The sequence below is a fragment of the Qipengyuania benthica genome (genome assembly GCF_030717865.1).
GTDB classification, from domain to species: Bacteria; Pseudomonadota; Alphaproteobacteria; order Sphingomonadales; family Sphingomonadaceae; genus Qipengyuania; species Qipengyuania benthica.
In genome coordinates this window covers 102,048-127,644 of sequence record NZ_JAVAIL010000005.1, presented here as the reverse complement: position 1 = coordinate 127,644, position 25,597 = coordinate 102,048, and the positions used below count along the sequence as shown (strand labels likewise).

At 66.4% G+C, this 25,597-nt stretch carries 28 protein-coding genes; 15 read left to right on the top strand and 13 right to left on the bottom strand.

Going from position 1 to position 25,597, the window contains the following annotated elements; genetic code table 11:
- The first annotated feature begins 132 nt into the window (after nt 1–132).
- The 3 genes from Q9K01_RS13755 to Q9K01_RS13745 all read left to right on the top strand — a co-directional run bounded on the left by Q9K01_RS13755 (nt 133) and on the right by Q9K01_RS13745 (nt 2,134).
- Nucleotides 133–390, top strand: a complete 258-nt coding sequence (locus Q9K01_RS13755; protein WP_305930697.1) for an acyl carrier protein — start codon at nt 133–135, stop codon at nt 388–390.
- Entirely contained in the window at nt 387–1,637 is a 1,251-nt protein-coding gene (spt, locus tag Q9K01_RS13750) for a serine palmitoyltransferase (RefSeq protein ID WP_305930696.1), read from the top strand. Before Q9K01_RS13755 ends, spt begins: the two co-directional genes overlap by 4 nt.
- A gap of 65 nt (nt 1,638–1,702) precedes the next feature.
- Complete coding sequence (locus Q9K01_RS13745; protein WP_305930695.1) at nt 1,703–2,134, top strand: OsmC family protein; 432 nt, start codon at nt 1,703–1,705, stop codon at nt 2,132–2,134.
- A 271-nt stretch (nt 2,135–2,405) separates the two neighbouring features.
- On the opposite strand, the gene Q9K01_RS13740 is transcribed toward Q9K01_RS13745, so the two are convergent.
- A complete protein-coding gene (locus tag Q9K01_RS13740; protein ID WP_305930694.1) occupies nt 2,406–3,047 on the bottom strand; it encodes a YqaA family protein in 642 nt (213 codons plus the stop codon).
- A gap of 271 nt (nt 3,048–3,318) precedes the next feature.
- On the opposite strand from Q9K01_RS13740, the gene Q9K01_RS13735 reads away from it, so the two are divergent.
- Both Q9K01_RS13735 and Q9K01_RS13730 read left to right on the top strand, forming a co-directional pair.
- Nucleotides 3,319–4,014: a hypothetical protein gene (locus Q9K01_RS13735; RefSeq protein ID WP_305930693.1), complete on the top strand. Its 696-nt coding sequence runs from the start codon at nt 3,319–3,321 to the stop codon at nt 4,012–4,014.
- Entirely contained in the window at nt 4,001–5,332 is a 1,332-nt protein-coding gene (locus tag Q9K01_RS13730) for a DNA-packaging protein (protein WP_305930692.1), read from the top strand. The genes Q9K01_RS13735 and Q9K01_RS13730 overlap by 14 nt, the downstream gene beginning before the upstream one ends.
- Here the strand turns inward: Q9K01_RS13730 and Q9K01_RS13725 are convergent.
- The gene (locus Q9K01_RS13725; RefSeq protein ID WP_305930691.1) at nt 5,329–5,742 is read right to left on the bottom strand and encodes a hypothetical protein; all 414 of its coding nucleotides are present in this window, start codon (nt 5,740–5,742) and stop codon (nt 5,329–5,331) included. The two genes, Q9K01_RS13730 and Q9K01_RS13725, sit on opposite strands and share 4 nt — an antisense overlap.
- Before the next feature lie 155 nt (nt 5,743–5,897).
- Between Q9K01_RS13725 and Q9K01_RS13720 the strand changes: the two genes are divergently transcribed.
- The 5 genes from Q9K01_RS13720 to Q9K01_RS13700 all read left to right on the top strand — a co-directional run bounded on the left by Q9K01_RS13720 (nt 5,898) and on the right by Q9K01_RS13700 (nt 9,868).
- Nucleotides 5,898–7,073 (top strand): phage portal protein, encoded by a 1,176-nt coding sequence (locus tag Q9K01_RS13720; protein WP_305930690.1) that lies wholly within the window; start codon nt 5,898–5,900, stop codon nt 7,071–7,073.
- Nucleotides 7,070–7,378, top strand: a complete 309-nt coding sequence (locus Q9K01_RS13715) for a DUF6127 family protein (RefSeq protein WP_305930689.1) — start codon at nt 7,070–7,072, stop codon at nt 7,376–7,378. Before Q9K01_RS13720 ends, Q9K01_RS13715 begins: the two co-directional genes overlap by 4 nt.
- Before the next feature lie 129 nt (nt 7,379–7,507).
- The gene (locus Q9K01_RS13710; protein ID WP_305930688.1) at nt 7,508–7,900 is read left to right on the top strand and encodes a DUF2793 domain-containing protein; all 393 of its coding nucleotides are present in this window, start codon (nt 7,508–7,510) and stop codon (nt 7,898–7,900) included.
- Between the two features lie 190 nt (nt 7,901–8,090).
- Nucleotides 8,091–9,212 (top strand): OmpA family protein, encoded by a 1,122-nt coding sequence (locus Q9K01_RS13705; RefSeq protein WP_305930687.1) that lies wholly within the window; start codon nt 8,091–8,093, stop codon nt 9,210–9,212.
- A gap of 101 nt (nt 9,213–9,313) precedes the next feature.
- A complete protein-coding gene (locus Q9K01_RS13700; RefSeq protein WP_305930686.1) occupies nt 9,314–9,868 on the top strand; it encodes a superoxide dismutase family protein in 555 nt (184 codons plus the stop codon).
- Between the two features lie 56 nt (nt 9,869–9,924).
- Here Q9K01_RS13700 and Q9K01_RS13695 read toward each other — a convergent pair whose 3' ends face one another.
- The 7 genes from Q9K01_RS13695 to Q9K01_RS13665 form a co-directional block, all read right to left on the bottom strand.
- Nucleotides 9,925–11,514 carry an MFS transporter gene (locus Q9K01_RS13695; RefSeq protein ID WP_305930685.1) on the bottom strand — a complete coding sequence of 530 codons (1,590 nt, stop codon included), beginning with the start codon at nt 11,512–11,514 and terminating at the stop codon, nt 9,925–9,927.
- A complete protein-coding gene (queC, locus tag Q9K01_RS13690) occupies nt 11,511–12,236 on the bottom strand; it encodes a 7-cyano-7-deazaguanine synthase QueC (RefSeq protein WP_305930684.1) in 726 nt (241 codons plus the stop codon). The genes Q9K01_RS13695 and queC overlap by 4 nt, the downstream gene beginning before the upstream one ends.
- A gap of 39 nt (nt 12,237–12,275) precedes the next feature.
- On the bottom strand, nt 12,276–12,686 hold the full coding sequence (locus Q9K01_RS13685; RefSeq protein ID WP_305930683.1) for a DUF3617 domain-containing protein: 411 nt from the start codon (nt 12,684–12,686) through the stop codon (nt 12,276–12,278).
- A gap of 91 nt (nt 12,687–12,777) precedes the next feature.
- Nucleotides 12,778–13,671: an Hsp33 family molecular chaperone HslO gene (hslO, locus tag Q9K01_RS13680; RefSeq protein ID WP_305930682.1), complete on the bottom strand. Its 894-nt coding sequence runs from the start codon at nt 13,669–13,671 to the stop codon at nt 12,778–12,780.
- Nucleotides 13,672–13,730: 59 nt separating this feature from the next.
- Nucleotides 13,731–14,708 (bottom strand): ornithine carbamoyltransferase, encoded by a 978-nt coding sequence (gene argF / locus Q9K01_RS13675; protein ID WP_305930681.1) that lies wholly within the window; start codon nt 14,706–14,708, stop codon nt 13,731–13,733.
- Nucleotides 14,708–15,901, bottom strand: a complete 1,194-nt coding sequence (locus Q9K01_RS13670) for an aspartate aminotransferase family protein (protein ID WP_305930680.1) — start codon at nt 15,899–15,901, stop codon at nt 14,708–14,710. Before Q9K01_RS13670 ends, argF begins: the two co-directional genes overlap by 1 nt.
- A 187-nt stretch (nt 15,902–16,088) precedes the next feature.
- Complete coding sequence (locus tag Q9K01_RS13665) at nt 16,089–16,838, bottom strand: cold-shock protein (RefSeq protein WP_305930679.1); 750 nt, start codon at nt 16,836–16,838, stop codon at nt 16,089–16,091.
- Nucleotides 16,839–17,117: 279 nt separating this feature from the next.
- Here Q9K01_RS13665 and Q9K01_RS13660 point away from each other — a divergent pair, with 279 nt between their 5' ends.
- Both Q9K01_RS13660 and Q9K01_RS13655 read left to right on the top strand, forming a co-directional pair.
- Entirely contained in the window at nt 17,118–17,930 is an 813-nt protein-coding gene (locus Q9K01_RS13660) for a TerC family protein (RefSeq protein WP_305930678.1), read from the top strand.
- The gene (locus Q9K01_RS13655; protein WP_305930677.1) at nt 17,927–18,367 is read left to right on the top strand and encodes a protein tyrosine phosphatase family protein; all 441 of its coding nucleotides are present in this window, start codon (nt 17,927–17,929) and stop codon (nt 18,365–18,367) included. Before Q9K01_RS13660 ends, Q9K01_RS13655 begins: the two co-directional genes overlap by 4 nt.
- 29 nt (nt 18,368–18,396) lie before the next feature.
- Here Q9K01_RS13655 and Q9K01_RS13650 read toward each other — a convergent pair whose 3' ends face one another.
- The gene (locus Q9K01_RS13650; protein ID WP_305930676.1) at nt 18,397–19,833 is read right to left on the bottom strand and encodes an amidohydrolase; all 1,437 of its coding nucleotides are present in this window, start codon (nt 19,831–19,833) and stop codon (nt 18,397–18,399) included.
- 64 nt (nt 19,834–19,897) lie between these two features.
- Here Q9K01_RS13650 and Q9K01_RS13645 point away from each other — a divergent pair, with 64 nt between their 5' ends.
- The 3 genes from Q9K01_RS13645 to Q9K01_RS13635 are packed head-to-tail and all read left to right on the top strand — an operon-like array spanning nt 19,898 to nt 22,872.
- Nucleotides 19,898–20,305, top strand: a complete 408-nt coding sequence (locus tag Q9K01_RS13645; RefSeq protein WP_305930675.1) for a hypothetical protein — start codon at nt 19,898–19,900, stop codon at nt 20,303–20,305.
- 1 nt (nt 20,306) lies between these two features.
- The gene (locus tag Q9K01_RS13640) at nt 20,307–21,263 is read left to right on the top strand and encodes a sterol desaturase family protein (RefSeq protein ID WP_305930674.1); all 957 of its coding nucleotides are present in this window, start codon (nt 20,307–20,309) and stop codon (nt 21,261–21,263) included.
- Nucleotides 21,264–21,288: 25 nt separating this feature from the next.
- Nucleotides 21,289–22,872: a GMC family oxidoreductase gene (locus Q9K01_RS13635; protein WP_305930673.1), complete on the top strand. Its 1,584-nt coding sequence runs from the start codon at nt 21,289–21,291 to the stop codon at nt 22,870–22,872.
- Between the two features lie 165 nt (nt 22,873–23,037).
- On the opposite strand, the gene Q9K01_RS13630 is transcribed toward Q9K01_RS13635, so the two are convergent.
- The 3 genes from Q9K01_RS13630 to Q9K01_RS13620 all read right to left on the bottom strand — a co-directional run bounded on the left by Q9K01_RS13630 (nt 23,038) and on the right by Q9K01_RS13620 (nt 25,597).
- Entirely contained in the window at nt 23,038–24,384 is a 1,347-nt protein-coding gene (locus Q9K01_RS13630) for an ammonium transporter family protein (RefSeq protein WP_305930672.1), read from the bottom strand.
- 17 nt (nt 24,385–24,401) lie between these two features.
- Nucleotides 24,402–24,740, bottom strand: coding sequence for a P-II family nitrogen regulator (locus Q9K01_RS13625; RefSeq protein ID WP_305930671.1), 339 nt, complete (start codon nt 24,738–24,740; stop codon nt 24,402–24,404).
- A gap of 155 nt (nt 24,741–24,895) precedes the next feature.
- Nucleotides 24,896–25,597 carry an endonuclease/exonuclease/phosphatase family protein gene (locus tag Q9K01_RS13620; protein WP_305930670.1) on the bottom strand — a complete coding sequence of 234 codons (702 nt, stop codon included), beginning with the start codon at nt 25,595–25,597 and terminating at the stop codon, nt 24,896–24,898.

The window sequence follows — 25,597 nt, the reverse complement described above, 5'->3', positions numbered from 1 at the left end:
CTTCGCAAGCCCGTTCCGCGCACCCGCCAAAGGGCGCCCGCGCTTGACAAACGACCGCCCGAACCGCTTTGGCCGACCCTTTCCCGGCGCGGGCCCCATCCCCCGCCGCCTGACAGAATTGGACCGCCGATCATGGACAGAGCCGAAGTCGACAGCCGCATCCGCGCTCAGGTCGAGCCCTTCAACACCAAGGGCGTCGCGATCACCGAGGACACTTCGTTCCAGAACGATCTGGAGTTCGACAGCCTGACGGTGATGGATTTCGTCGCCGCGATCGAGGACGAGTTCGATATCATCATCTCGATGAACCAGCAGGCGGAGATCGAGCGCTGGGGCCAGCTGGTCGATGCGGTCCAGAAGCTCCAGGCCTCGCGGGAAGCCGACGCATGAGCGAAGGCATTCTCCAGCCCGACCAGCCGCCCGAGCTGACCGGCGATTCGCCCGATCTGTTCAGCAAGTTCGACGATCTGATCGCGATGCGCCAGGGGCTGCTCGACACCGGGATCGAGGATCCGTTCAACCTGGTGATGGAGAAGGTGCTTTCGCCCACCCGCGCGATCTGCAACGGCCGCGAGACCATTTTGCTCGGCACCTACAATTACATGGGGATGACCTTCGATCCCGATGTGATCGAGGCGGGAAAACAGGCACTTGCGGACTTCGGCGCCGGCACCACCGGGAGCCGGGTTCTCAACGGCACCTATCAGGGTCACCGCGAATGCGAGGACGCGCTGCGCGAATTCTACGCCATGGATCACGCCATGGTTTTCTCGACCGGCTACCAGGCCAATCTCGGGATCATCTCCACGATCGCGGGCAAGGGCGATTACGTGATCCTGGACATCGACAGCCACGCCAGCATCTGGGACGGCTGCGCCATGGGCAATGCCGAAGTGGTGCCGTTCAAGCACAACGACGTCGAAGCGCTGGAGAAGCGGCTCAAGCGGATTCCGGCGGGCGCGGGCAAGCTGGTGGTGCTCGAAGGCGTCTATTCGATGCTCGGCGATGTCGCGCCGCTCAAGGAGATGGTCCGCATCTGCAAGGAGAACGGCGCGATGGTGCTGGTCGACGAGGCGCATTCGATGGGCTTCATCGGCGAGCACGGCCGCGGGGTCTGCGAGGATCAGGGGATCATCGACGACGTCGATTTCATCATCGGCACCTTCTCGAAAAGCGTGGGCACGGTGGGCGGCTTCTGCGTCTCCAACCATCCCAAGTTCGAAATCATGCGGCTGGTGTGCCGCCCCTATGTCTTCACCGCCAGCCTGCCGCCAAGCGTCGTCGCAACCGCCGCGACCAGCATCCGCAAGCTGATGCACGGCTCCAACAAGCGGGCGCATCTGTGGGAGAATTCGCGCAACCTCCACGCGGGCTTGCGCGAACTCGGCTTCACGCTCGGCACGCCCGAGGCGCAGAGCGCAATCATTGCGGTGATCATGCCCGACCTCGAGAAGGGCGCAACGATGTGGGAGGCGCTGCTGAAGGAGGGGCTCTACGTCAATCTCGCCCGCCCGCCCGCGACCCCGGCCAATATGACGCTGCTGCGCTGCTCGCTCTGCGCCGAGCACAGCGAGCAGGAGGTCGCGACGATCCTGACGATGTTCGAACGCGCCGGCAAAGCGGTCGGGATCATCTGAGGGCCGCTTTCACGGAACATCGTCCCCCTCCGGCGCGTCTCTGCTTGTGAAAGGAGACCGCATCGATGAAGACCACCAACACCGCCAGCGCCAGCTACGAGGGCCTGGGCAAATCGGGCAAGGGCCATATCTCGACCGGATCGGGAGCGTTTTCGGCGCAGCCCTATGGGTTCCAGACCCGGTTCGAGGACAAGGCCGGGACCAATCCGGAGGAGCTGATCGCGGCGGCGCATGCGGCGTGTTTCACCATGGCGCTGTCGTTCAAGCTGGCCGAGGCGGGGCATGAGGACGGCTCGGTCGCGACCAGCGCGGAGGTGACGCTGGAGAAGGATGACAGCGGCTTCAAGGTAACCAAATCGGCGCTGTCGACCAAGGGCAAGGTCGCCGGTCTGGCACGCGAGAAGTTCGAGGAGCTGGCGCAGGAGGCCAAGACCGGCTGCCCGATTTCGCGGTTGCTCGACACCGAGATCACGCTGGATATCCGGTTCGAAGGCTGAACTACGGCTTCGTTGCCGCTGCGGCGGGTGGATGGCGTCGGCCCTGGGTCGCCGCGCCGCTTGCAGCGGCTCGCAATGACGAGGCAGGAAGTGTGGACGTTTTTCTCACCCCCTCGTCCTTGCGAGGAGCGTAGCGACGAAGCGATCCATGGGCTGAGCTTGCCGACTACCGCAACCGGCGTTTGAAACCGGCAGCTTCGGCGATGGATTGCCGCACCGCCGGTGGCGGCTCGCAACGACGTGACGGCTGGCCGTGCCCCCGGCCCGCGCCTCACGCCAGCGGGTTGACCGTCGTCGCTTGCGCGCAGACGTCGGTGCCGTCGTCCTCGCCCTGGCCGAGCTGCGTCAGCACCAGCACCCCGCCGACCACCAGCAGCACGAACAGCGTGGTCAGCAGGCCGAGATATTTGTCGATGAACAGCTTGATCGGCGCCCCGAACAGGCGGAACAATATCCCCACGGTCATGAAGATCAGCCCGCGCCCGGCGATGCTGGCGAGCGTGAAGGTGACCAGGTTCATCCCGATGAAGCCCGCGGTGATGGTCAGGAGCTTGAACGGCACCGGGGTGGCACCGGCGATCAGGATCGCCTCGAAATCATATTCGCGCAGATGGCAGGCGGCGACCGGGAAGGCCTCGGTCAGGCCGAGCGCACCGATCAGCCAGGCGCCGATCGTATCGTAGAGCCCCCAGCCGATCAGATAGCCGAACAATCCGCCCAGCACCGAGGCGGCGGTGCAGACCGCGGCGAAGCGGATCGCCTTCTTGGGTTCGGCGAGACACATCAGCCCGAGCAGCGGGTGCGGCGGGATCGGGAAAAAGCTCGATTCCACGAAGCTGAAGACGGCGAGCCACCACACCGCATGCGGATGCGCGGCCTTCTCCAACGTCCAATTGTAGAGACTGCGCAGCATGCGGTCCGACCCTTCCATCCCGTAGAATGCGCGCCGGTTACGGGCTGCGCAGGGCGCTGGCAAGCGGCATCGCATGGCGCAGCGGCATAGCGCATACGAACCTATTTGGTTTTTTGTCTTGACATCGTGACACTCTTTGGTTAGAGAAACGGAACATCGCGATAGTGTGATTCGATTTCGGGCGGTGCCGGGCTTTCCGGCGCCGCCCTTCGCATGCCTGCCGTCCGGCAGCGGGTCGCCCCGCTCGCCCCAGCTTACGGATACCCCCGCCATGACCGAGACCAAACCACCGGCAAAGGACCGGCCGCGCCCGTGGGAGCCCGGATTCTTCGCCGCGCTGCGCAGCGGTCTGTCCGTCGCCGCTGCCGCCCGATTGACCGGGATCCACCCCACCACCGTCTACAGCCGCGCGAGCACCAATCCGGCGTTCCTGCAGCGCTATCAGGACACCAGAACCGCCACCGGGCGCGTGGTCCGCAGGCGGCGCGGGGCGCGAACCGTCGCAACCGAGTGGCCGGATCGCTTTCTCGAAGCGCTGGCCGAGACCTCCAACGTCACCGCCGCGGCGTGGCGCGCCCGGGTGGTGCCGGGCAAGGCCTATGCGCTGCGGCGCGAGGATCCGGGGTTCGCGGCGCGCTGGCTGGCGGCGCTGACCGAGGGCTATCAGCATCTCGAGATGGAGGTGCTGGGCTATCTTCGCGACCCCGAACCCAAGCACAAGATGGATGTCGCCTCGGCGCTGCGGCTGCTCGCCGCGCACCGCGAGACCGTGGCCCGCGAGCGCGCCTTCCGCGAGGAAGAGGAGGACGAGCAGGCGGTGTTCGACCGGATCGACACCTTCATCGACGACATGCGCAATCGCCGCGCGGCCAACGCGCTGATCCTCGCGCATGACGGTGCGCCGGAGATTGGCGCGGAGAGCACCCCCGAACCGGTTCTCGAAAGCCGCGACCATGATCCGGTCTGACCGCGCCGAGGCGCTGCTGGGGCTCGAGCCCGAACAGCGCCGCGAGGAACTGCGACTGCTGTCGCATGCCGAACGTGCCGCGCTCGGGCGCCACTGGCGGCTCTGGGCGCATCCCGGTCAGCTGCCCCCGCCCGAGGCCTGGCACTTGTGGCTGATCATGGCGGGGCGCGGTTTCGGCAAGACCCGCGCGGGCGCCGAATGGGTCCGCGCCATCGCCGAGGCCGATCCCGCGGCGCGGATCGCGCTGGTCGCGGCCTCGCTGGGCGAGGCGCGGCGGGTGATGGTCGAGGGCGAGAGCGGGCTGCTGGCGATCGCCTCGCCGCGCCAGCGACCCCGCTTCGAGCCCTCGCGGCGGCAGCTGGTGTGGCCCGGCGGGGCGCGCGCGACCTTCTATTCCGCCGCCGAGCCCGAAAGCCTGCGCGGGCCGCAGCACAGCCATGCCTGGGGCGACGAGATCGCCAAATGGGACCAGAGCGGCGGGCGCGCCGAGGCGGCGTGGAACAATCTGCTGCTGGGACTGCGGCTCGGGTGCGACCCGCGCGTCGCCGCGACCACCACCCCGCGCGCGGTCCCGTTGCTGCGACGGCTGATCGCGCAGGACGCCATCGCGCTGACGGGCGGGCCGACCGCTGCCAATGCCGACAACCTCCCCACGGGGTTCCTCGACGCGGTGCAGCGCGATTTCGCGGGCACCGCGCTGGGGCGGCAGGAGCTGCTCGGCGAACTGCTCGAGGATGTCGAGGGGGCGCTGTGGTCGCGCTCGCTGCTCGAGCGGTGCCGCGCGGAGGACGCGAAGGACGAGCGGCCCGCACTGCTGCGGGTGGTGGTCGGGGTCGATCCGCCCGCATCGAGCCATGGCGACGAATGCGGCATCGTGGTCGCCGGGCTGGGCGCGGACGGGGCGGCGCTGGTGCTCGCCGATTGCTCGCTGGCGCGGCCCTCGCCCGAACGCTGGGCGCGCGGCGTAGCCGAGGCGGCGCGCGGCTGGAACGCCGACCGCGTCGTCGCCGAAGCGAATCAGGGCGGCGCGATGGTCGCCAGCGTGCTGCGCGCCGCAGAATTCTCGCTGCCGCTCAAGCTGGTCCACGCCAGCCGCGGCAAGACGGCGCGCGCCGAGCCGGTGGCGGCGCTCTACGAAGCGGGCCGCGTACGCCACACCGCGCTGTTCGCCGCGCTGGAGGACCAGCTGTGCGGGCTGATGGCGGGCGGCACCTACGAAGGCCCCGGCCGCTCGCCCGACCGCGCCGACGCGCTGGTCTGGGCGCTGACCGAACTGATGCTTGGGAGAAGGGTTAGGCCGCGAATACGTAGTCTTTAAGGCCCAATCGGTTCGAACGTATAAGTGGGGTAGCCCGCCACCTCCCAGATCAGGCGTTGCTCCAAGATTTCCTCCGCAAAGAATGTCGGCGGGATATGGGGGAATAGCCGGCAGGTCTCTTCGCGACCAATGAACTTGATCGACCACAGACGGGCAGCATTGTCCGCTCGCTCAGGGCTGTTCACGCCGCTTCGGAAAGCCAAACTGGGGGGCAGATCATCCGGAAAAGCCTCTCTCGGCGTCGGGTGACGACCCTCGAAGAAGGCGTTCCATTCGAAATCCGAAGCCCACGAACCTTCTATGACCTTCGGCTCCGAGTGTGGGACGCAGGCATACCACATCGCTTTGAAACCGAGGGAGGTGCTTCCCTCGGTCTCGATATACTTTTCGTAACAGCTCGGAAATTGCACCTTCGCTAGCTCACAATCGGCAGGCGGACCGTGAGGCTCAGCAGTGCAAGCCTGCAACGAAAAAACAAATGCGAGACATAGCCCAAATCGCATCAAGCCGTCCTAACCACAGTTTCGACAACGAGCCACCGTCTCGTTTCGGCAAGGAGCCACCCATGTCCTTCCTCACCACTCTGGCCTCCGCCTTCAAGGGCGCGGGGCCTGTTCGCGTGCCTTTGACGCGCGGCTTCGTCTCGCCCTGGGCGAGCGTCTTTGCGGGCGAGCCGCGCGAGAGCGCGTTCGACTATGCGCAATCGGTGCAGGCGGCCTATCTCGCCAATCCGGTGGCGCAGCGCGCGGTGCGGATCGTCGCCGAGGGGGTCGGCGGTGCGCCGCTGGCGGTGGCCGACCCGGCGCTGGCGAAGCTGGTCGATCGCTCCTGCACCGGGCAGCCGCTGCTCGAGGTGCTGGCGGCGCAGATGCTGCTGCATGGCAATGCCTATGTGCAGGTGCTGCGCGATGGCGCGGGCGCGCCGGTCGAGCTCTATCCGCTGCGGCCCGAGCGGATGAGCGTGGTCGCGGGGGAGGATGGCTGGCCCGCCGCCTATCGCTACCGGCTCGCCGAGCACAGCCGCACCATCGCGCTCGAGGACGAGGCGGGGTGGCCCAATTTGCTGCACCTGAAGTGCTTCCACCCCGCGGACGATCATTACGGCGCGGGCTGCCTCACCGCCGCGCGGCAGGCGGTGGCGGTGCACAACGCCGCGAGCGCCTGGAACCGCGCGCTACTCGAGAATGCGGCGCGGCCCTCGGGGGCGCTGGTCTATGACGGCGGCGAGGCTGCGGGGCTGAGCTCCGAGCAGTTCGAGCGGTTGAAGAGCGAGCTGGCCGACGCCTTCCAGGGTTCGGCCAATGCCGGGCGGCCGATGGTGCTCGAGGGCGGGCTGTCGTGGCAGGCGATGGCGCTCTCGCCCGCCGACATGGATTTCGCCAATCTCAAGGCGGGCGCGGCGCGCGACATCGCGCTCGCCTTCGGGGTGCCGCCGATGCTGCTCGGGCTGCCGGGCGACAACACCTATGCCAATTACCGCGAGGCCAACCGCGCGCTGTGGCGGCTCACGCTGCTCCCGCTGGCCAAGCGCGTGCTCGATGCGCTCTCGGCGGGGTTGTCGCCCTGGTTCGCGGATGCGGAAATGCATGTCGATCTCGATCGCGTGCCGGCGCTGGCGGAAGACCGCGAGACGCTGTGGAGCACGGTTACCGCGGCGGATTTCCTGTCGGGCGACGAGAAGCGCGCACTGCTGGGTCTGCCCGCCGCCGCCGCCACCGCCATATCGGGAGACGCGCGATGAGCACCGAGGAGATGCTCGCCCGGCTGCTGGCGCAGGCGCGCGCCGAGGGCGCTACGATCGTGACCCTGCGCGCCATGGTCGAGGAGGCGAGCGAGCTCGGGGCGCAGCGCGCGCTCAAGCGGCTCGGGCTCGGGGATGACGAGGCTCAGGACGATATCGACGAATTGCGCGAGCTGCTCTCGGCCTGGCGCGATGCCAAGGCGAGCGCCTGGAAGGCCGCGATCCAGTGGCTGGTGCGCGGGGTGCTGGCGCTGCTGCTGGTGGGGATCGCGATCCGGCTGGGCGCGGGCGAGATGCTGGGATGAGCGGGGGGATCGCGGCGCCTTTGCCCTCCCCGGGGGGAGGGGTCGGGGGTGCGGGTTCCAGCTCACCGACAGGCGCCGCACACCCACCCTCGACCCCTCCCTCAGGGAGGGGGGAACTCGCGCTTGCAGGTGGAGACTACGCTTGTCGGCTACGCTGCGCTGTTCGGCACCCTCGACACGCTGGTCCAGGCGACCGTGTTCGACGAACGCGAACAGCCGCCCGGAACGGCGCAACCCGGCGATGCCTATCTGGTCGCCGCCGATGCCGGCGGGGATTGGCAGGGGCAGGACCGGGCGATCGCAGTCTGGTTGGGGTCGAACTGGCTGTTTGCGCCACCGGTTGAGGGCGCCAGCGTGCGCCGGCTCGACACCGGGCAGATGCTGATCTACTCGGACGGCTGGAGCGCCGCGCTGGAACCCGCCGAGCCAACCGGGGGAACCACCGTCGACGCCGAGGCCCGCGCCGCGATCGCCGCGCTGATAAGCGCTTTGCGACATTCGGGAATTTTTCCTGCGGGCTAGCGGGAACCGGGACCGGGCAGCAGCGTTCCAATCGCCGGACGGTCGGAATCCACCTGCAATATGTACAGGACAAGCCATATCGCGGCATTCTTGCAACAGTTCCGGGTAATGTCCGCTTGCCACCCAACCGGGTAAAAGTTAGATATCTCGCCACTCGGTGGCTTTAATTCGCAATAAGGGGAATTTTATAATGCGGAAACTCGTCATAGGAATGGCGATGGCTTCGACGGCTCTGGCGTCGCCAGCTCTCGCACGCGACGGCCAATGGTACGTCGGCGTCGAAGGCGGTGCCATGATCGTCGAAGACACGGATTTCGACATCGGCGCGACCGGTGACAATCTGATCGTCGAAGCCGACAAGGGCTACGACGTCGGCGGTTTCGTCGGTTACGATTTCGGGGCGTTCCGTCTCGAAGCCGAAGCCAGCTATCGCGATGCGGATCTCGAAACCGTAACCGTCGGCAACACCGGCCTCGGCTTTGGTCCCTTCAACGCAGCGCCCGGCCTCTACGCGGCTGGCGGCAATGTCGATGTCCTGAGCTTCATGCTCAACGGCATGTTCGACTTCGGTCCCGATGACGGCCTTCAGGGCTTCGTCGGTGGCGGTGTCGGCGTTGCCCGCACCGGCATGGAAGGCTTCATCAGCCAGAGCCAGCCCGCTTCCTTCGACGATTCGGACAGCGGCTTCGCCTGGCAGGTCCTGGCGGGCGTCCGCGCTCCGCTGAGCGACAATGTCGATGTCGGCCTCAAGTATCGCCTGTTCAACTCGGACAATGTCGAACTCACCGATGCCGGCGGTCGCACGCTGCAGGGTGATGTCCGCACGCATTCGATCCTCGGCACGCTGAGCTACAACTTCGGCGCTCCGGCCGCGGTCGTTCCGGTGGCTCCGCCGCCCCCGCCGCCTCCGCCCCCGCCGCCCCCGCCGCCTCCGCCGCCTCCGCCGCCTCCGGCTCAGGTCTGCGAGACGGGTCCGTACATCGTCTTCTTCAACTGGGACAAATCGGACATCACCCCGGAAGCGGCGACCATCCTCGACAATGCGGTCACGGCCTACGCCAATTGCGGCACGGCTTCGGTCATGCTGGCCGGTCACACCGACCTCTCGGGTACGCAGGACTACAACATGGGTCTGGCCCAGCGTCGCAACGCTTCGGTACGCGATTACCTGACCGCACGTGGCATTCCCACGGGTCGCGTCAACAGCGAAGCATTCGGCGAACTGCGTCCGCGCGTCCCGACTGCCGATGGTGTTCGCGAACTGCAGAACCGTCGCGTCGAAATCACCTACGGTCCGGGTTCGGGCATGTAGGTCACGCGCACAGCGTCAATAAGTCAAAGGGGCCGGAGCAATCCGGCCCCTTTTTCGTTGGTCTACCGAGTACACCCCCCCAACCTCTCGGGAGACCTTCTATGTCCTTTCGCTTTCCGATGATTCTTCTGGGCGCAACCGCGCTCTCCGCCTGCTCGACCATCGACAATCTGGCCGACGACGTCGCCGATGAGCTAGCGACGCAGCAGGTGGGTACGGCTTCGCTGAGCTTCGCCAATGGTCAGCCTGCCGGGTCCGCGCGGCTGCTTTCCAACGGCGACCAGCTATCGATGGCGGTGACCGTGACGGGCGTGGAGCCGGGGCCGCATGGGTTCCACCTGCACACCACGGGCAGCTGCCGCGCCCCGGATTTCACCAGCGCCGGTGGCCATCTCAACCCCTATGATCGCAATCATGGGCGCCTGTCTCCAGGCGGCCCCCATCTGGGTGATATGCCGAATCTGCAGGTTGGCGCCTCGGGCAGCGCCAGCGCCACCTTCGATGTCAGCGACACGCCGGAAAGGGCGCTCGAAGAAATCTTCGATGCGGATGGCACAGCCGTGGTGGTCCATGCAGGCGCCGACGACTATCGCACCGATCCGGCCGGCGACGCCGGTTCGCGCATCGCCTGCGGTGTGTTGCAGCGTAGTAGCTGAGCCGCGCCCTGGCCTCAGCTAGATGAGTGCCCCGTCGCGGCGGGGGAGCATCCGCATCAGGCGGATGGCTCTCCCGCCGCCGCGGCGCGTTCCACCAGCGTCCGCTCGGCCTCCGGAACCGTCCTATAGGCGAAATACAGCAGCACCGTTCCGATCGGGGCGGCGACCAGCATCGACAGCACCCCGGTCGACAGGCTGCCGGTCAGGGTCGAGACCTGGCCGGCCATATAGGGCCCGAGCGCCAGACCCACGAGCGTCGTCGAAAGGAAGAAGGTGGCGGTCGCGGTGCCGCGCATCCGGGGCAGCACGAGATCCTGGGTGGTCGCCGCCGCCGCGCCCAGCGCCGAGCTCCCGAACAGCGACAGCACGAAGTTGAGGAAGTAGAACAGCACGACATCGTCGGTCGTGAAGGCGATGATCAGCGGGATGACCGGCGCCAGCACCCCGAAGGCGACGACGATCAGACGCCCGCCCGGATTGCGCTCGCGCAGCCAGTCGGAGACACGTCCGCCGATTATGACCCCCAGAAAGCCGCCCAGCGCACCGCCGCCGCCGATCCAGAACCCGAGTACCGCTTTAGAGGCACCGAGCACGCGTTCGGCATAGGGCGCCGCCCAGAAGGACACCGAATAGGACGCGAAGGCCACCATTCCATAGCCCAGGATCGTGAAGAGAAACGCCGGGTTCCCCCAGATAAGCTTGAAAGTCGGCGGATCGCGCTGCCGCAGCGATATCGCCCAGGAGAAGACGGCGTAATAGCCGATCGCGATCGCCCCCCATTGCTGATAGTTGTCGGTCAGACCGCCCATTATCCAAGCGAGAGCGAAAAACAGCGCCGCGGCGAGAACATTGGTCAGCAACGCTTTGGTGCCCCGTTGCGCCGCAGAAATGAAGGTAAAGGGCGGGATGACGGCGAATAGCTCGGTCAGAAACCCGCGGAAGGGATTGCCGGTGGGCTTCTGATCGAGCCCGTCCATCGCGCCGCGAGCCGGTTCGCGCAGGGTGAACACCCAGATCGCCAGCAGCAGTCCCGGCAGGCCAACCACCAGAAACGCCGCCTGCCAGCCGACCAGCCCCAGCGGGCCGCCGCCGGGATAGGCGTCGTTCCAGCCTTCCACGATCAACCCGCCGATAAGCAGGGAAATGCCGCCGCCGATGTAGAGCCCGGCCGAATAGATCGCGAGCGCGGTCGCGCGCATCTTCTTGGGAAACCAGTCGGAAATCAGCGAATAGGCGGCCGGGCTGGCGCTGGCTTCGCCGACACCGACGCCGATCCGCGCTCCGGTCAGGACCGTGCCGTTCTTGGCGAAACCCGACAGCGCCGTCATCATGGACCATAGCGCCAGGCCGATCGTCATCAGCCGCACACGGTGCCAGCTATCCGCCAACCGACCAAGCGGGATGCCGAACAGGGCGTAGAATACGCCGAACGCGGTGCCGTAGAGAAAGCCCAGATCGGCATCGGTCAGCCCGAGATCCGCCTTGATGTCGTTGGCGAGGATCGAGAGGATGTTCCGGTCGATGAAGTTGAGCACATAGACCAGTACCAGCACGCTCAGCGCGTACCAGCTGTAGGCCGGGACCTTCGCGTCGGGTTCGAGCGTCGGTACGCCGGTCGCTGGCGCAGTCTTGGTCGGCTCGGTCAATGTCCACTCCCTCCATCCGGGGTATGTTCCCCGTCGTAGCGGGTGGTATCGGCAAGCCCCGCTTCGGCAAAGCCTTTTCGCCGCAAGCGGCAGGAATCGCAGGCGCCGCAGGCATAGCCCTCCGGCGTCGGATCGTAGCAGGACCAGCTCCACGCCGGATCGAGACCCAGACGCACGCATTCGCGCGCGATATCGGCTTTGGTCATGTGCTGCAGCGGCGCGTGGATGGTAAAGGCACCCGCCTCGACCCCTTGCTTGGTACCGAGGCGGGCAGTCTCGGCGAAGCTGGCGATGAACTCCGGGCGGCAGTCGGGATAGCCGGAATAGTCCAGCGCATTCACCCCGATGAAGATGTCGCGCGAGCCGACGGTTTCGGCAAAGGCCGTGGTGAGCGCGAGAAAGACCAGATTGCGTGCCGGCACATAGGTGACCGGGATCCCGTCTTCGGGCCCGTTCTTGGGTACCTCGATGTCGTCGGTCAGGGCCGATCCGCCGAAGCGACGCAGATCGAGCGGCAATTCGACATGGCGCGCTGCGCCCAGCCGCCTGGCGATGGCCCGCGCGGACTCGATCTCGCGGACATGCCGCTGACCGTAATCCACGGTGAGGGCGTAGAGTTCGCGTCCGGCCTCGCGGGCAAGCGCCGCCGTTACCATCGAATCCAGCCCGCCCGAGAGCAACACGACCGCGGGTCCGAGGTTCTTCTTATCAGGATCGTTCATGGCTGCCGCGCTAGGGCGGCGCTTGCAGCGGCGCAAGCGTCAGCGGCAGGAACCCACGCGGCGCGCTTCGGCGGAAAACTGGAACGGCCTGCCCCCGGCAATGCCCTGGCTGTCGACCTGCACCAGCGTCGCGCTCTCGCGCCGCACGCTGGTACGACCATAGCCATTGCCGGGGCAGGTGTATTGCACGGTCACCTGCTTGGCGCCGTTTTCCACCACCAGACGATTACAATTGCCCCCGCGGTGGCGCAGTTGGAGCAGCTCGGTGCCGTTGCGCAGGCAGATCCGCTGGCTCGGCGCATCGTCGCGAAACCGCAATTCCCATTGGCCGCTATCGAGCTCGCCCAGCATCGCCAGGGTCGCATTCTGCGCGATCGATGGCGCACCCGCCAGAGCCAAGCTGCCGGCAATGCCAAGACCAGCCAGCGCGGTCAGAAGATGTTTGCGCATGTGACACCTCGCTTCCGGGTCGAAACTAGCGGCCATTCCGCCAAGCTTACCCATACCATAGATGAACCGTGCTCTGCCATCGATCAAACGGTCAGGCGGCGATGGGGAACTGGCGCGAGCAGAAGGCGCAATCGACCACGATCATACCCTCCTCGTCGCGCATCTCGGCCCGTTCGGCTTCGGGAAAGCGGGTCAGGACGGAGCGGTAGTGTTCGGAGGTGCAGCGGCAACCGCGCTCTATCGCGGCACCGCGCGCAGCGCGCACTTCCTCTTCCTCGTGGAACAATCGCCAGACGATCGCCTCCAGCGACAGTTCGGGATCGAGCAATTCGTCGTGGCGCAGCGACCCCGCCATGACCGCGACATGCTCCCATTCGGGATGGTCCAGCCGGACGTGCAGCCGCTCGCGTCCTTCCTCGCCATCGGCGAGGTGCTGGACGAGCATCCCCGCGGCGCGGGAGCCCTTGGGGCCGGTCGTCACAGAGGTGCGAATCAGCGTCGGCAGCTGCTCCGACTGGACGAAATAGCCCTCGCAGGCGCGCGCCAGGCTTTCGCCCTCCAGCGGAACGATCCCCTGATAGCGGCCGCGGCCGTCGGTCATGTCGAAGGTCAGCGCGAGATAGGCCTTGCCGAACAGCGCATAGAGCGTGGGATTGGCACCGAGTTCGGCGAGTGCATCGGCGTCGAAATCGACATAGCCGCGCAGCGCTCCTCCCCGATAGTCGCAGACGAACAGATTCACCGCACCGCTTTCGGTCTGCGCCTGCATGGTGACCTGAGAGCCGTCGTCCTTCAGCAGGCTGCCGATCAGCGCGGTCAGCACCAGCGCCTCGCCCAGCAGATTGGCGATCGGGGGCGGATAGGCATGCGCCGAGAGGATTTCGTCGACGGTGCGGTCGAGCCGCACCAGTCGGCCGCGGGCGTCGCGCGAGGGGATGCTGAAACCGAGCGTGCGCTCGGAGTAGGTTTCTTCGTGATCGGTCATCCGCGCCATATGGGGCGCGGATGCTTCGCTTTTAAGGCCCGGACTTGTCAGACGAGCCTTCAGCCGGTCGACAATTTCCCGTGACACCACAGCAGGATCGATTTCTGCGCGTGGATGCGGTTCTCGGCCTCGTCGAAGACCAGCGACTGCGGACCTTCGAACACTTCCTGCGAAACCTCCTCGCCGACATGGGCGGGCAGGCAGTGCAGGAAGCGCGCATCGGGCCTGGCCAGCGCCATCAGCGCTGCATCCACCTGGAACGGCGCCATCGCCGCCAGCTTGGCCTCGGCATGCTCCTGCCCCATCGAGACCCAGGTGTCGGTGACGACGACATCCGCGCCGCGCGCCGCTTCGGCGGCATCGCGGGTCACCGTGACCCGGCAGCCGGCATCGCGCGCCATGGCGAGGAATTCGTCTTGCGGATCGTAGCCTTCGGGCGCGCCTACGCGGATGTCGAACTTCATCAACGCCGCCGCCTCGAGCAGCGAATGCAGCACGTTGTTGCCATCGCCCAGCCACGCCAGTTCGAGCCCCGGGAGCGGCTTGCCGTGTTCGATCACGGTCAGCAGGTCGGCGACGATCTGGCAGGGGTGCGAGCGGTCGGTGAGCCCGTTGATGACCGGCACGGTGGCGTGCTCGGCGAGCGCCTGCGCCTTGGCGTGATCGTCGGTGCGGATCATGATGGCATCGACCATCCGGCTCAGGACCCGCGCGGTGTCGGCGATGCTTTCGCCTCGACCCAGCTGCGTTGTCGCGGCATCGAGGATCAGAGCGGAGCCGCCGAGCTGGCGCATCGCGATGTCGAAGCTGACGCGGGTGCGGGTCGAGTTCTTCTCGAAGATCATTCCCAGTACATGCCCCGCCAGCGGCGCATCGGCATCGGCTCGCCCCTTGGGCCATCCCCCCGAACTGTCGAACCGCGCCGCCTTTCGGGTCTGCGCATCGCCGATCATCGCCGCGATCGCATCGCCGCCGGCATCGCTAAGGTCGAGGAAGCTGCGCCCCTGCATCGCAGCACCGGTGCCCCCGCCAGCCATCAGGCGGGCTCGGGCATGGTAAAGCTCGCGGCACCGGCGGAGAGCTTGTCGAAGAATTCGTCGAATTCCGCATCACCCGCCACCAGCGGCGGCAGCACGCGCAGCGTCTGGTCACCCGCCGCCACGGTCATCAGCTGGTGATTGTCGCGCAGATGGACGAAGAAGGGCCGGCTCTCGATCTTCATCCGCAGACCCAGCATCAGCCCCTTGCCGCGCACGCTGTCGAACAGCTCGGGATAATTGCCGATGAACTGCTCGAGCCGGGCACGCAGCCGCTCACCCTTTTCGGTGACCTCGGCGAGGAAGGCCTCGTTGGCCACCGCGTCCATCACCGCAGTGCCTGCGGCCATCGCCAGCGGGTTGCCGCCATAGGTCGAACCATGGGTGCCGAAGGTCATGCCGCGGGCGGCCTTCTCGGTCGCAAGGCAGGCACCCAGCGGAAAGCCGCCGCCGATGCCCTTGGCACTGGCGAGAATATCGGGATCGACGCCGTAATGCTCGTGCGCGTAAAATTTGCCGGTGCGGGCGACGCCGCACTGGACCTCGTCGAGCACCAGCATCAGATCGTGTTCGTCGGCCAGATCGCGCAAGCCCTGCATGAAAGCCTGGCTGGCGGGGCGGATCCCGCCCTCGCCCTGGATCGGCTCGACCAGGAAGCCCGCGGTGCGCGGCCCGACCAGCGCGCGCGCGGCTTCCAGATCGTCGAACTCGCAATAGACGAAGCCGGGCAGCAGCGGCTCGAAGCCCTTGTGCATCTTCTCCTGATTGGAGGCGCTGATGGTCGCCATGGTGCGGCCGTGGAAGGCGTTGGTGAAGGTGATCAGCTCGGTGCGGTTGGCATCGCCATCCTCGTGCTGGTGATAGGCGCGCGCGGTCTTGATCGCGGTCTCGACCGCTTCGGCGCCCGAATTGGTGAAGAACACAGTGTCGGCGAAGGTGACATCGACCAGCCGCTGCGCCAGCGCCTCGCCCTGCGGGCTGCCATAGAGGTTGGAGACATGCATCAGCGTCTCGGCCTGGCGCTGGATCGCGCCGATCAGGCCTTCATGGCTGTGACCGAGCAGATTGACCGCGATCCCGCTGGCGAAGTCCAGATAACGCGTGCCGTCCTCGTCGATCAAATGGCAATGCTCACCGCGCACCGGGCGAACGCCGCAGCGGGGATAGACGGGCATCAGCGGCGAAATCGACATGGGGCCTCCGGAGCGAATGATGGATCGAAAGGAATGTGGGGGCGAAAGCACGGGCGGGCAAATGCAAATGGCGGCCCCGTGAGGGAGCCGCCATTCACGTGTCCTTCGGCGTCTATTGAGTCGCGCGCGCCCGGTCAAACCGTTGCGGTCAAACCTTGGCGGTCAAACCGTGGCGGCGCGGCTCACCTCATTCGCTGGCAGGAACGAGGTTCACCGCCGAATACTTGCCGCGTCGGTCGACCTCGAGATCGAACTCGTAACGCTGGCCTTCGTCGATGCCCGAAAGGCCCGAACGCTCGACGGCGCTGATATGCACGAAAGCATCGGGCTGCCCGTCGTCGCGGGTGATGAAGCCGAAGCCCTTCATCGAATTGAAGAACTTGACCGTGCCGGTCGCCTTGTCGCCAGTCAGCTCGCGCTTGGGCGGGCCGCTGGCGGATTCGGTCTGAACCACATCGCCGACGATCTGGAGATCCTGTGCGGAAACCTTGCCGCCGCGATCGACGAGGTTGAATTCCAACTCCTGACCTTCGCCCAAGTTCTCGAGCCCCGCGCGTTCGACGGCGCTGATGTGGACGAACACGTCCTCACCGCCGCCATCCTGCTGGATGAAGCCGAAGCCCTTTTGCGCGTTGAAGAATTTGACCTTGCCCTTGCCGGTACCGACTACCTGCGCGGGCATCCGGCTGAAACCGCCGCCGCCAGCGCCTGCACCGCCGCCCGGTCCGCCACGCCCTGCGCCGCCACCGCCGCGGAAACCGCCGCCGCCACCTTGGCCGCCGCGATCGCCAAAGCCGCCCCGGTCGCCGCCGAAGCCGCCGCCAAAACCACCCGATGATCCGAAACCTTCCGACGGGCCACCCATTGGCTCGAAACCGTCTTCCCCAAATCCATCGCGCTTGTCCCGTCCCCGACGGCGGCCTCTATCGTAACCCATGATTCAAAACTTACCTTATCGCGCCGCCCCGCAAGTGAAACGCCGGATCGCGGGCCGCATGGCGAACCCGGCGCAAGCGGGGACCGATTCGCCGGAAAGCCCCACCTATTACAGCACGCTACATAACCCCAAAGCCACGGTCATGCGAATGTTTTAACGTGAGGCGCCGGTCTGACGCGAAAATGTGACATTTTCGCGTGCGAATTCGCGGCCTTATTCGCTGCTTGTTCCCGTGAAGTTCATGTTGCGAAATTCCCTGCAGACCGGCAAAGGCGCGCCATGGATATCCTTGCACTGCTCTCCGATCCCGCCGCCTGGCTCGCGCTGCTCACCCTGATCGCGCTCGAAGTGGTGCTCGGGATCGACAATCTGATCTTCATCGCGATCCTGTCGAACAAGCTGCCCGAGCATCAGCAGCAGCGTGCGCGGCGAATCGGCCTGATTCTGGCGCTGGTGATGCGGATCGGGCTGCTGATGCTGATCGGCTGGCTCGTGACCTTGCAGACCCCGCTGTTCGATCTGGGCATCCAGGGGCAGCCCACCCCTCACGGCGAGCCGAGCTTCGATACCGCCTTTTCCGGACGCGACCTGATCCTGCTGACGGGCGGGCTGTTCCTGCTGTGGAAGGCGACCAAGGAAATCCACCATTCGATGGAGCCCGAGGACGATTCGGGCGATCTGCTCGACAAGACTCCCGGTGTCGCCAAGGCAGCGACCGCAACTTTCGGCGCGGTGATCGTGCAGATCATCGCCATCGATATGGTCTTCTCGGTCGATTCGATCCTCACCGCGGTCGGCATGACCGACCACATCCCGATCATGGTCGCGGCGGTGGTGATCACCGTGGGCGTCATGCTGGTGGCGGCCGATCCGCTGGCGCGCTTCATCGAACACAATCCGACGCTGGTGATGCTGGCGCTGGCCTTCCTCGTGATGATCGGCGTGGTTCTGATCGCCGATGGCTTCGGCTTCCATGTGCCCAAGGGTTATATCTACGCGGCGATGGGCTTCTCGGTGGGGGTGGAAATCCTCAACATCGTCCAGCGCAACCGCCGGCAGAAGGCCCGTGAAGCCATGGCAGCCGGAGCATGAGCGAGTTTAAGCCGCTCTCCGATACGGTCTTTGCCGCCGGGCAGATCGCACCCGACGATATCGCCCGGGCCGCGGCCCAAGGCGTGACGCTGATCGTCAACAACCGTCCCGACGGCGAAGCGCCCGGCCAGCCCGACGGCGAGACGATCGAGGCCGCGGCGCGGGCTGCGGGGATCGACTATGCCGCGATTCCGATCGATTCATCCGGGTTCGACATGGCGAGGATTGCGGCGATGCAAGCGGCTCTGGGCGATGCGGAAGGCAAGATCCTCGCCTATTGCCGCACCGGCACGCGCTCGACGCTGCTGTGGGCGCTGGCCGAAGCACGCGGGGGACGCGATCCGGCCAGCATCGAACGCGCCGCCCAAGCTGCCGGCTACGATCTGGGGCCGATCCGTCCCGCCTTGATCGAACTCGCCGAACAAGCGCAGAGATAGATCGGCAGCGCTAGTCTCGCGAGAGGGGCCTAGCGGCGAAAATCCAGCGGCGGATCGCGGTCGCCGAGCAGCGAGCGGTAGACGTAGTCCGGCCCCCTCGCGGCGTCGAACTCCGCCCTCGCCGCCGCGCGCAGTTCGTCGTTCCGGAACAGTTCGACCGCCATCAGCGCCATTGCCTTCGCCGCCACCTGAGCGCCCTTGGCGCCGATCGAATGCCCGCTTGCCGCAACCGCCTGCCAGCTGTGCGCGCTGGTTCCGGGCACCCAACCTGCGGCGGTCAGGCCCACGGTCGGCGTCGCCCAGGAGACATCGCCGACATCGGTCGAGCCATAGCCCAGCGTCGTTCCATAGGGCTGGACCTGGCCCGCGCTTTCCAGCGGCCGGGCCGCTGCGCCGAAACTCGTCGCGATCTCTTGCGCCCAGGCGCGTTCTTCGGCGGTGTAGGCGACCCCGCCGACCTCGCGCAGCTTGGCATCCATCACCCGCGCCAGCGACTGGTTGACCAGCAGCGGGTTGTTGCCGTGGATGATCTCCCAGCTTACCTCGGTCCCGGTCCCCAGCGCGGCGCCCTCGGCCGCCGCCTCGAGCCGCTCCCACAGCGCGCGTACCTCGTCGGCATCCGAATGGCGAACGTAGTAGAACACCTCGGCGCTGTCGGGGATGACGTTGGGCGCCGAGCCGCCCTCGGTGATGACGTAATGGATGCGGGTGTTCATGCTGGTGTGCTCGCGCATCATATTGACCATCATGTTCATCGCCTCGACCCCGTCGAGCGCCGACCGTCCGCGTTCGGGCGCGGCGGCGGCATGGGCCGACACTCCCTTGAAGCGGAACTTGGCCGAACGGTTGGCGAGGCTGGTCTGCGCTGCGGCGCTGTTCTCGTCGGCGGCGTGCCAGTGGATCGCGGTGTCGACATCGTCGAACAGCCCGGCGCGTGCCATATAGACCTTGCCCGAGCCGCCTTCCTCGGCCGGCGTGCCGTAAACCCGGATGCGCCCCGGGGTGCCGGTCGCCTCGAGCCAGCGCTTGACCGCGATCGCCGCGGTGAGCGAGCCGGCGCCGAACAGATTGTGCCCGCAGGCGTGGCCGGCGTGTTTGTCGGCAAGCGGCTCGCGGCTCGGCGCGGCGGATTGCGAGATGCCCGGAAGCGCATCGAATTCGGCGAGGATCGCGATCACCGGCCCGCCCTCGCCCCACTCGCCGACGAAGGCGGTCGGGATCTCGGCCACGCCGGGGGTGATGGTGAAGCCCTCCGCCGCCAACTCGTCCTGCAGCAACCGAGTCGAGCGGGTCTCGAGATAGCCGAGCTCGGCCCAGTCCCACAATTGCTGCGCCACCCGCTGCGTGCGCCCGGCCTCGCCCTCGACGATCGCGACCGGATCTGCGGCCTGCGCGAAGGCGGGCTGGATCAGCAGCGGCTGGAAGGCGAACAGGGCCAGGCTTGCGAGACGGACGGATGGTTTCATTGTGCGCTTCCCTGTTGAGGCCCCTGCTTGCCGCATTCGGCGCGCCGTGCCAATCCGTGCGGCGATGGAATTTCCCCCCGCCCTGCTGCAATTCGTCGGGTCGCTTGCCGCGATCGCCGCTCTGGCGGCGCTGGCCTGGTGGCTCAGGCTGGGTCCGCCACGCCGTCTGCAGAACGACGACGACGCACGCCGCGAAGCCAACGATGCGGTCGACGGCTTCGAACCGGTCGAAGTCGCGCTCGACCGCGAAGGCCGTGCCGCGCTGCTCCGCGATGCCGCCGGGCAAATCCTGCTGCTGCGCCAGCACGGGACCCATTTCGCCGGTCGGGTCCTGACCCCCGCCGCGAGCGCGACTATCGACGCGGGCGCGGTGGTGGTCGATACGGCGGAACGGCGCTATGGCGGGGTCAGGCTCGAACTCGACCAGCCTTCAGCCTGGGTCCAGCATATCGAGAGTATAAAACAGCACTGACATGCCCGAATTCGATCCTGTCGCCTATGCCGTCCCGGTCTTCGTCCTGCTCGTGCTGGCGGAGATGCTCTGGGCACGACGCCAGCGCCCCCATGCCTACGAACCGCGCGATACGCTCACCAGTCTGGCTTTCGGGCTGGGCAGCACGGTCGCGGGCGTGGTGTTCGGCGGCGCGATCCTGGCCGCATCGCTGTGGCTCTACGACTATCGCCTGTTCGATTTCGGCGACACCTGGTGGGCGGTGTGGTGGGCCTGGCCGCTCGCCTTCGTCCTCGACGATCTGCTCTATTACGTGTTCCACCGCATGGCGCACCGGGTGCGGTGGTTCTGGGCGAGCCACGTCAATCACCATTCGAGCCAGCATTACAATCTGAGCACCGCGCTGCGGCAGACCTGGACGGGTTTCTTCGCGCTGTCCTTCGCCTTCAGCCTGCCGCTGATCTTCTTGGGCTTCCATCCGGCGATGATTGCGATCGTTTCGGGGTTCAACCTGATCTACCAGTTCTGGATCCACACCGAGGCGATCGGCAGGATGCCGCGCTGGTTCGAAGCGGTGATGAACACGCCGAGCCACCACCGCGTCCACCACGCCACCAATCCGCGCTATCTCGACCGCAATTATGCCGGCGTGTTCATCGTCTGGGATCGCATGTTCGGCACTTTCGAGGAGGAACGCCCCGAGGAGGAGGCGATCCGCTACGGCATCGTCAAGCAGCTCGGCAGCTTCAACCTGCTGTGGGCGGTGTTCCACGAATGGGTCGGGATCGCGCAGGACGTGTGGCGCGCTCCGTGGAAGCACAAGCTCTCCTACCTGCTGCGCGAACCCGGCTGGAGCCACGACGGCAGCCGCGAGACCAGCGCCACGATCCGCGCACGCTGGGAATCACGGCGCGGCGGCCAAGCCGGCAAACCGGTTGCAGAGGAAAACCCGATTGCGGGAAGCGGCGAGCCTGCGTAACCTCTCCGGCGGAAGAGGAGAAACCATGGACGAATTCGATGTGATCGTTGTCGGGGGCGGCAGCGGCGGCAGCGCGGTTGCCGGACGGCTGGCCGAAGCGGGCAAGAGCGTGTGTCTGCTGGAAGCTGGGCCGCGCAACAACACCATGCTGGTCAAGACGCCGGGCTTCATGCCCTTCCTGCGCCAGAGCTCGAACTATCGCTATGAGACGGTGCCGCAGAAGGGGCTGAACGGGCGAACCGGCTATCAGCCGCGCGGCCGCGGCCTGGGCGGTTCCTCGGCGATCAACGCCATGATCTACATCCGCGGCCACCGCTGGGATTACGACCACTGGGCCGAGCTGGGCTGCAGCGGCTGGACCTATGACGATGTGCTGCCCTATTTCAAACGCGCCGAGAGCAACGAGCAGGGCGCGGATGAATTCCACGGCGGCGACGGCCCGCTGCACGTCTCGGACCAGCACTGGCCCAACCAAGGCAGCCGCGATTTCGTCGAGGCGGCGACGCAGCTGCAATGGCCGCATAATCGCGATTTCAACGGGGCGCGCCAGGAAGGCTTCGGCCTCTATCAGGTGACCCAGAAAGACGGCGAACGCTGGTCCGCCGCGCGGGCCTATGTCGAGCCGAAACGGGGCAGCCGCAACCTCGACGTCCGGATCGGGGTAACGGTCCAGAAGATCGAGATCGACGATGGCCGGGTGACCGGGGTGACCTATTCGGTCGGCGGCAAGCGGCGCACGGTGCGCGCGCGCGGCGGGGTGGTGCTGTCGGCGGGCGCGTTCAATTCGCCGCAGGTGCTGATGCTGTCCGGGATCGGTCCGGGCGCGCATCTGGCGGAGCACGGGATCACGGTGAAGCGCGATTGCGCCGCAGTCGGCTCCGACCTGCAGGATCACATCGACTACGTCTCGAGCTGGCAGACCGAGAGCACCGGTTTCATCGGCGACAGCCTGGCGGGCACGGTGCGGATGGCCAAGGCCATTATCGAGCATCGCCGCAAGCGGACCGGAATCATGACCACCCCCTATGCCGAGGCGGGCGGGTTCTGGACAGTGATGGACGATGCGCCCGCGCCCGATGTGCAATGGCATTTCGTCCCCGCAATGCTCGAGGATCACGGCCGCACGAAGGTGAAGGGCCACGGCTTCTCGCTCCACGCCTGCGTGCTGCGCCCCGAGAGCCGCGGCACCGTTCGGCTGGCATCGCGCAACGCCGCCGATGCGCCGGTAATCGATCCCAACTTCCTCGCCGACGATCGCGACATGGCGGTGCTGCGCAAGGGCGTACGGCTGTCGCACCGCATCGCCGGGGCACCGGCGCTGGCGCAATATGCGCCCAAGGATCGCTATCCGGTCGATCTCGAGGACGATGCCGCGCTCGACCATCTGATCCGCGACCGCGCCGACACGGTCTACCACCCCGTCGGCACTTGCCGCATGGGCGGCGACGCGGACAGCGTGGTCGATCCCCAGCTCAAGGTTCGCGGGATCGACGGGCTGTGGGTGGCCGATGCCAGCATCATGCCGCGGCTGGTGGGGGGCAACACCAATGCGCCCAGCATCATGATCGGCGAACGCTGCGCCGATTTCGTGAATACGGCGCTCGCCTAAACGCAAAGCCGCGCCCCGCTTTTGCGTGCGTGCCGGTGCTCGGTCGTCACTAAAAAGGGGCCGGAACCTCTTGCGAGATTCCGGCCCTTCGTAGTCGGTGTTCGCAGGAGGAACACGGTGTGGCGGGGGCACCGAGAGGAGAGAGAGAAGCGCCCCCGCCGAACTTCAGGACCCGGAGGCGCGGGCGAATTCCGGATAGGCTTCGATGCCGGTTTCCCCGATATCGAGCCCAGCCAATTCTTCTTCCTCGCTCGGGCGCACCCCGACGGTGACCTTGATCGCGAACCAGACGATGGCGGACAGCGCGCTGACAAAGATACCGGTGGCGACCACGCCGATCAGCTGCGCCAGGAACGGCACATCCGCATTGGTCAGCGGCACGGCGAGCGTGCCCCAGATGCCGGCAACGAGATGAACCGGGATTGCGCCCACGACATCGTCGATCTTGAGCTTGTCGAGGATCGGCACGAAGATCACCGGCAGCAGCCCGCCGATCCCGCCGATCACGATGGCCATTCCGACATTGGGCGTAAGGGGTTCCGCGGTGATCGCCACCAGGCCGGCAAGTGCGCCGTTGAGCGCCATGGTGACGTCCGCCTTCTTGTAGCGCAATTGGGTGGCGATGATCGCGACCACCACACCTGCTGCGGCAGCCATGTTGGTATTGACGAATATCTTCGACACGTCGGAGACATCGCCCACCGTACCCATGGCCAACTGCGAGGCGCCGTTGAAACCGAACCAGCCAAGCCACAGGATGAAGGTGCCCAGCGTGGCGAGCGGAATGCTCGAACCCGGGAATACCGCGACTTTGCCGTCCTTGCCGTAACGGCCCAGCCGCGGGCCGATGATCAGCACACCCATCAGCGCCGCCCAGCCGCCGGTCGAATGGACCAGGGTGGAGCCCGCGAAATCTGAGAAACCCATCGCGTCGAGCCAGCCAGCGCCCCACTCCCAGCTGACGATCACCGGATAGATGAAACCGGTCAGCACAGTGACGAAGATGAAGAACGGTACCAGCTTGACCCGCTCCGCCACTGCACCCGAGACGATCGAGGCGGTGGTGGCGCAGAACACCATCTGGAAGAACCAGTCGGACGCGACCGAATAGCCGGTCCCGGTGTCCGCCTCGCCCACGCCCTGCATGGCATAAGGAAAATCGGCGACGCCGATAAAACCGCCTTCGAAGCCCGGATAGGCAATCGAATAGCCGATTACCCAGAACATCAGGCCGGCAATCGAATAGAGGCCGATGTTCTTGAGGCACTGGACCGACACGTTCTTGGAGCGGACCAGCCCGGCCTCGAGCATCGCGAAGCCTGCCGCCATCCACATCACGAGGAAACCGCCGATAAGAAAAAGCAGCGTGTTGAGAATATAGCCGGTACCGCCGGAAACGGTCTCGGCAACGATGATCGCGGTTGGGTCGACGACATCCTGCGCCAAGGCGGGATCGGCCAACCCAAGTCCGGCAAGAGCACCGGCGACGATCGGGAAGATTTTGCGTTTCATGATGATGTCCCCTCGGATCATAGCGCGGTGTCGCCGGTTTCACTGGTGCGGATGCGGGTCGCCCCGGCGAGATCGAGGACGAAGATCTTCCCGTCGCCGATCGATTCGGTGCGCGCGATCTGCTGGATCGTCTCGACCACCTGGGCTGCGAGATCGTCGCTGGCGGCGATCTCCAGCTTCACCTTGGGCAGCATGTTGGTGGAATATTCCGCCCCGCGGTAAATCTCGGTCTGGCCCTTCTGGCGCCCGAAGCCCTTGACCTCGGACACGGTCATTCCCGCGACCCCGATCGAGCCGAGCGCTTCGCGCACCTCGTCGAGCTTGAACGGCTTGATGACGGCGATGATGTATTTCACGCGGCCCCCCTGAGCTATCGCTGCCGGGCCCGTTCCCGGCGAGAGGGAGCTTTGCAAAAGCTGTGCCAGTAGGCGATTCAGCACAATTTAGCGCTTTGCGAAGATGGCGTCGGCGCAATTTTACGACACAGCCTGCTCAATCCGCGGGCGGCTGCCTATAATTCGGGCAGATCGAGTTCCGCATAGACGGGCAGATGGTCCGAGGCGACGCTGGCGAGGGGGCTGTGATGCACATGGGCATCGTGGCAGAGCCAGCTTGGCGAGGTGACGATGCGGTCGAGCCGGGCGATCGGGCCGCGGCTGGGATAGCTCGGGCCGGGCGAGATCGCGTGCCAGTCGTCGCCGAATTCGCGCATCGCGCCGGTGAAGCGGCCCCACTGGTTGAAGTCGCCGCCGATGATCGTCGGGCAATCCTCGGTGGTCCTTGCGACGAACTCGAGCAGGGCGCGCACCTGGTCGCGGCGGCGCAAGCCCGACAGGTCGAGATGCGTCCCGATGATGCGGATGTTGCGCCCCTCGATCGCGATCACCGCATTGGCGGCGCCGCGCGGTTCGAGCGTGGGCAGATGGAGCGCTTCGGAATCCTGCACTTCGCATTCGCGCCGCACCAGGATGGCGTTGCCGTGCCAGCCGATGCTGCGCGGACGCCGCGCGACATCGACCGCCTTCCACGGGTAATCGTCGAGCAGCGCGCGGGGCAGCACGCTCGCGCGGTCGCCGAAGCGGCGATCCGCCTCCTGCAGCACGATCACATCGGCATCGATCTCGCGCAGCACCGCCATGATCCGCTCGGGATCGCATTTTCGGTCGCGGCCCACCGCCTTGTGGATGTTGTAGCTGGCGAAGCGCAGCCGCAT

Excerpts from the sequence above, each read along its gene's own strand:
- Q9K01_RS13755 (WP_305930697.1), top strand. The coding sequence starts at position 133 with ATGGACAGAGCCGAAGTCGACAGCCGCATCCGCGCTCAGGTCGAGCCC.
- spt (WP_305930696.1), top strand. The coding sequence starts at position 387 with ATGAGCGAAGGCATTCTCCAGCCCGACCAGCCGCCCGAGCTGACCGGC.
- Q9K01_RS13745 (WP_305930695.1), top strand. The coding sequence starts at position 1,703 with ATGAAGACCACCAACACCGCCAGCGCCAGCTACGAGGGCCTGGGCAAA.
- Q9K01_RS13740 (WP_305930694.1), bottom strand. The coding sequence starts at position 3,047 with ATGCTGCGCAGTCTCTACAATTGGACGTTGGAGAAGGCCGCGCATCCG.
- Q9K01_RS13735 (WP_305930693.1), top strand. The coding sequence starts at position 3,319 with ATGACCGAGACCAAACCACCGGCAAAGGACCGGCCGCGCCCGTGGGAG.
- Q9K01_RS13730 (WP_305930692.1), top strand. The coding sequence starts at position 4,001 with ATGATCCGGTCTGACCGCGCCGAGGCGCTGCTGGGGCTCGAGCCCGAA.
- Q9K01_RS13720 (WP_305930690.1), top strand. The coding sequence starts at position 5,898 with ATGTCCTTCCTCACCACTCTGGCCTCCGCCTTCAAGGGCGCGGGGCCT.
- Q9K01_RS13715 (WP_305930689.1), top strand. The coding sequence starts at position 7,070 with ATGAGCACCGAGGAGATGCTCGCCCGGCTGCTGGCGCAGGCGCGCGCC.
- Q9K01_RS13705 (WP_305930687.1), top strand. The coding sequence starts at position 8,091 with ATGCGGAAACTCGTCATAGGAATGGCGATGGCTTCGACGGCTCTGGCG.
- Q9K01_RS13700 (WP_305930686.1), top strand. The coding sequence starts at position 9,314 with ATGTCCTTTCGCTTTCCGATGATTCTTCTGGGCGCAACCGCGCTCTCC.
- queC (WP_305930684.1), bottom strand. The coding sequence starts at position 12,236 with ATGAACGATCCTGATAAGAAGAACCTCGGACCCGCGGTCGTGTTGCTC.
- Q9K01_RS13685 (WP_305930683.1), bottom strand. The coding sequence starts at position 12,686 with ATGCGCAAACATCTTCTGACCGCGCTGGCTGGTCTTGGCATTGCCGGC.
- hslO (WP_305930682.1), bottom strand. The coding sequence starts at position 13,671 with ATGACCGATCACGAAGAAACCTACTCCGAGCGCACGCTCGGTTTCAGC.
- argF (WP_305930681.1), bottom strand. The coding sequence starts at position 14,708 with ATGGCTGGCGGGGGCACCGGTGCTGCGATGCAGGGGCGCAGCTTCCTC.
- Q9K01_RS13670 (WP_305930680.1), bottom strand. The coding sequence starts at position 15,901 with ATGTCGATTTCGCCGCTGATGCCCGTCTATCCCCGCTGCGGCGTTCGC.
- Q9K01_RS13665 (WP_305930679.1), bottom strand. The coding sequence starts at position 16,838 with ATGGGTTACGATAGAGGCCGCCGTCGGGGACGGGACAAGCGCGATGGA.
- Q9K01_RS13660 (WP_305930678.1), top strand. The coding sequence starts at position 17,118 with ATGGATATCCTTGCACTGCTCTCCGATCCCGCCGCCTGGCTCGCGCTG.
- Q9K01_RS13655 (WP_305930677.1), top strand. The coding sequence starts at position 17,927 with ATGAGCGAGTTTAAGCCGCTCTCCGATACGGTCTTTGCCGCCGGGCAG.
- Q9K01_RS13650 (WP_305930676.1), bottom strand. The coding sequence starts at position 19,833 with ATGAAACCATCCGTCCGTCTCGCAAGCCTGGCCCTGTTCGCCTTCCAG.
- Q9K01_RS13645 (WP_305930675.1), top strand. The coding sequence starts at position 19,898 with ATGGAATTTCCCCCCGCCCTGCTGCAATTCGTCGGGTCGCTTGCCGCG.
- Q9K01_RS13640 (WP_305930674.1), top strand. The coding sequence starts at position 20,307 with ATGCCCGAATTCGATCCTGTCGCCTATGCCGTCCCGGTCTTCGTCCTG.
- Q9K01_RS13635 (WP_305930673.1), top strand. The coding sequence starts at position 21,289 with ATGGACGAATTCGATGTGATCGTTGTCGGGGGCGGCAGCGGCGGCAGC.
- Q9K01_RS13630 (WP_305930672.1), bottom strand. The coding sequence starts at position 24,384 with ATGAAACGCAAAATCTTCCCGATCGTCGCCGGTGCTCTTGCCGGACTT.
- Q9K01_RS13620 (WP_305930670.1), bottom strand. The coding sequence starts at position 25,597 with ATGCGGCTGCGCTTCGCCAGCTACAACATCCACAAGGCGGTGGGCCGC.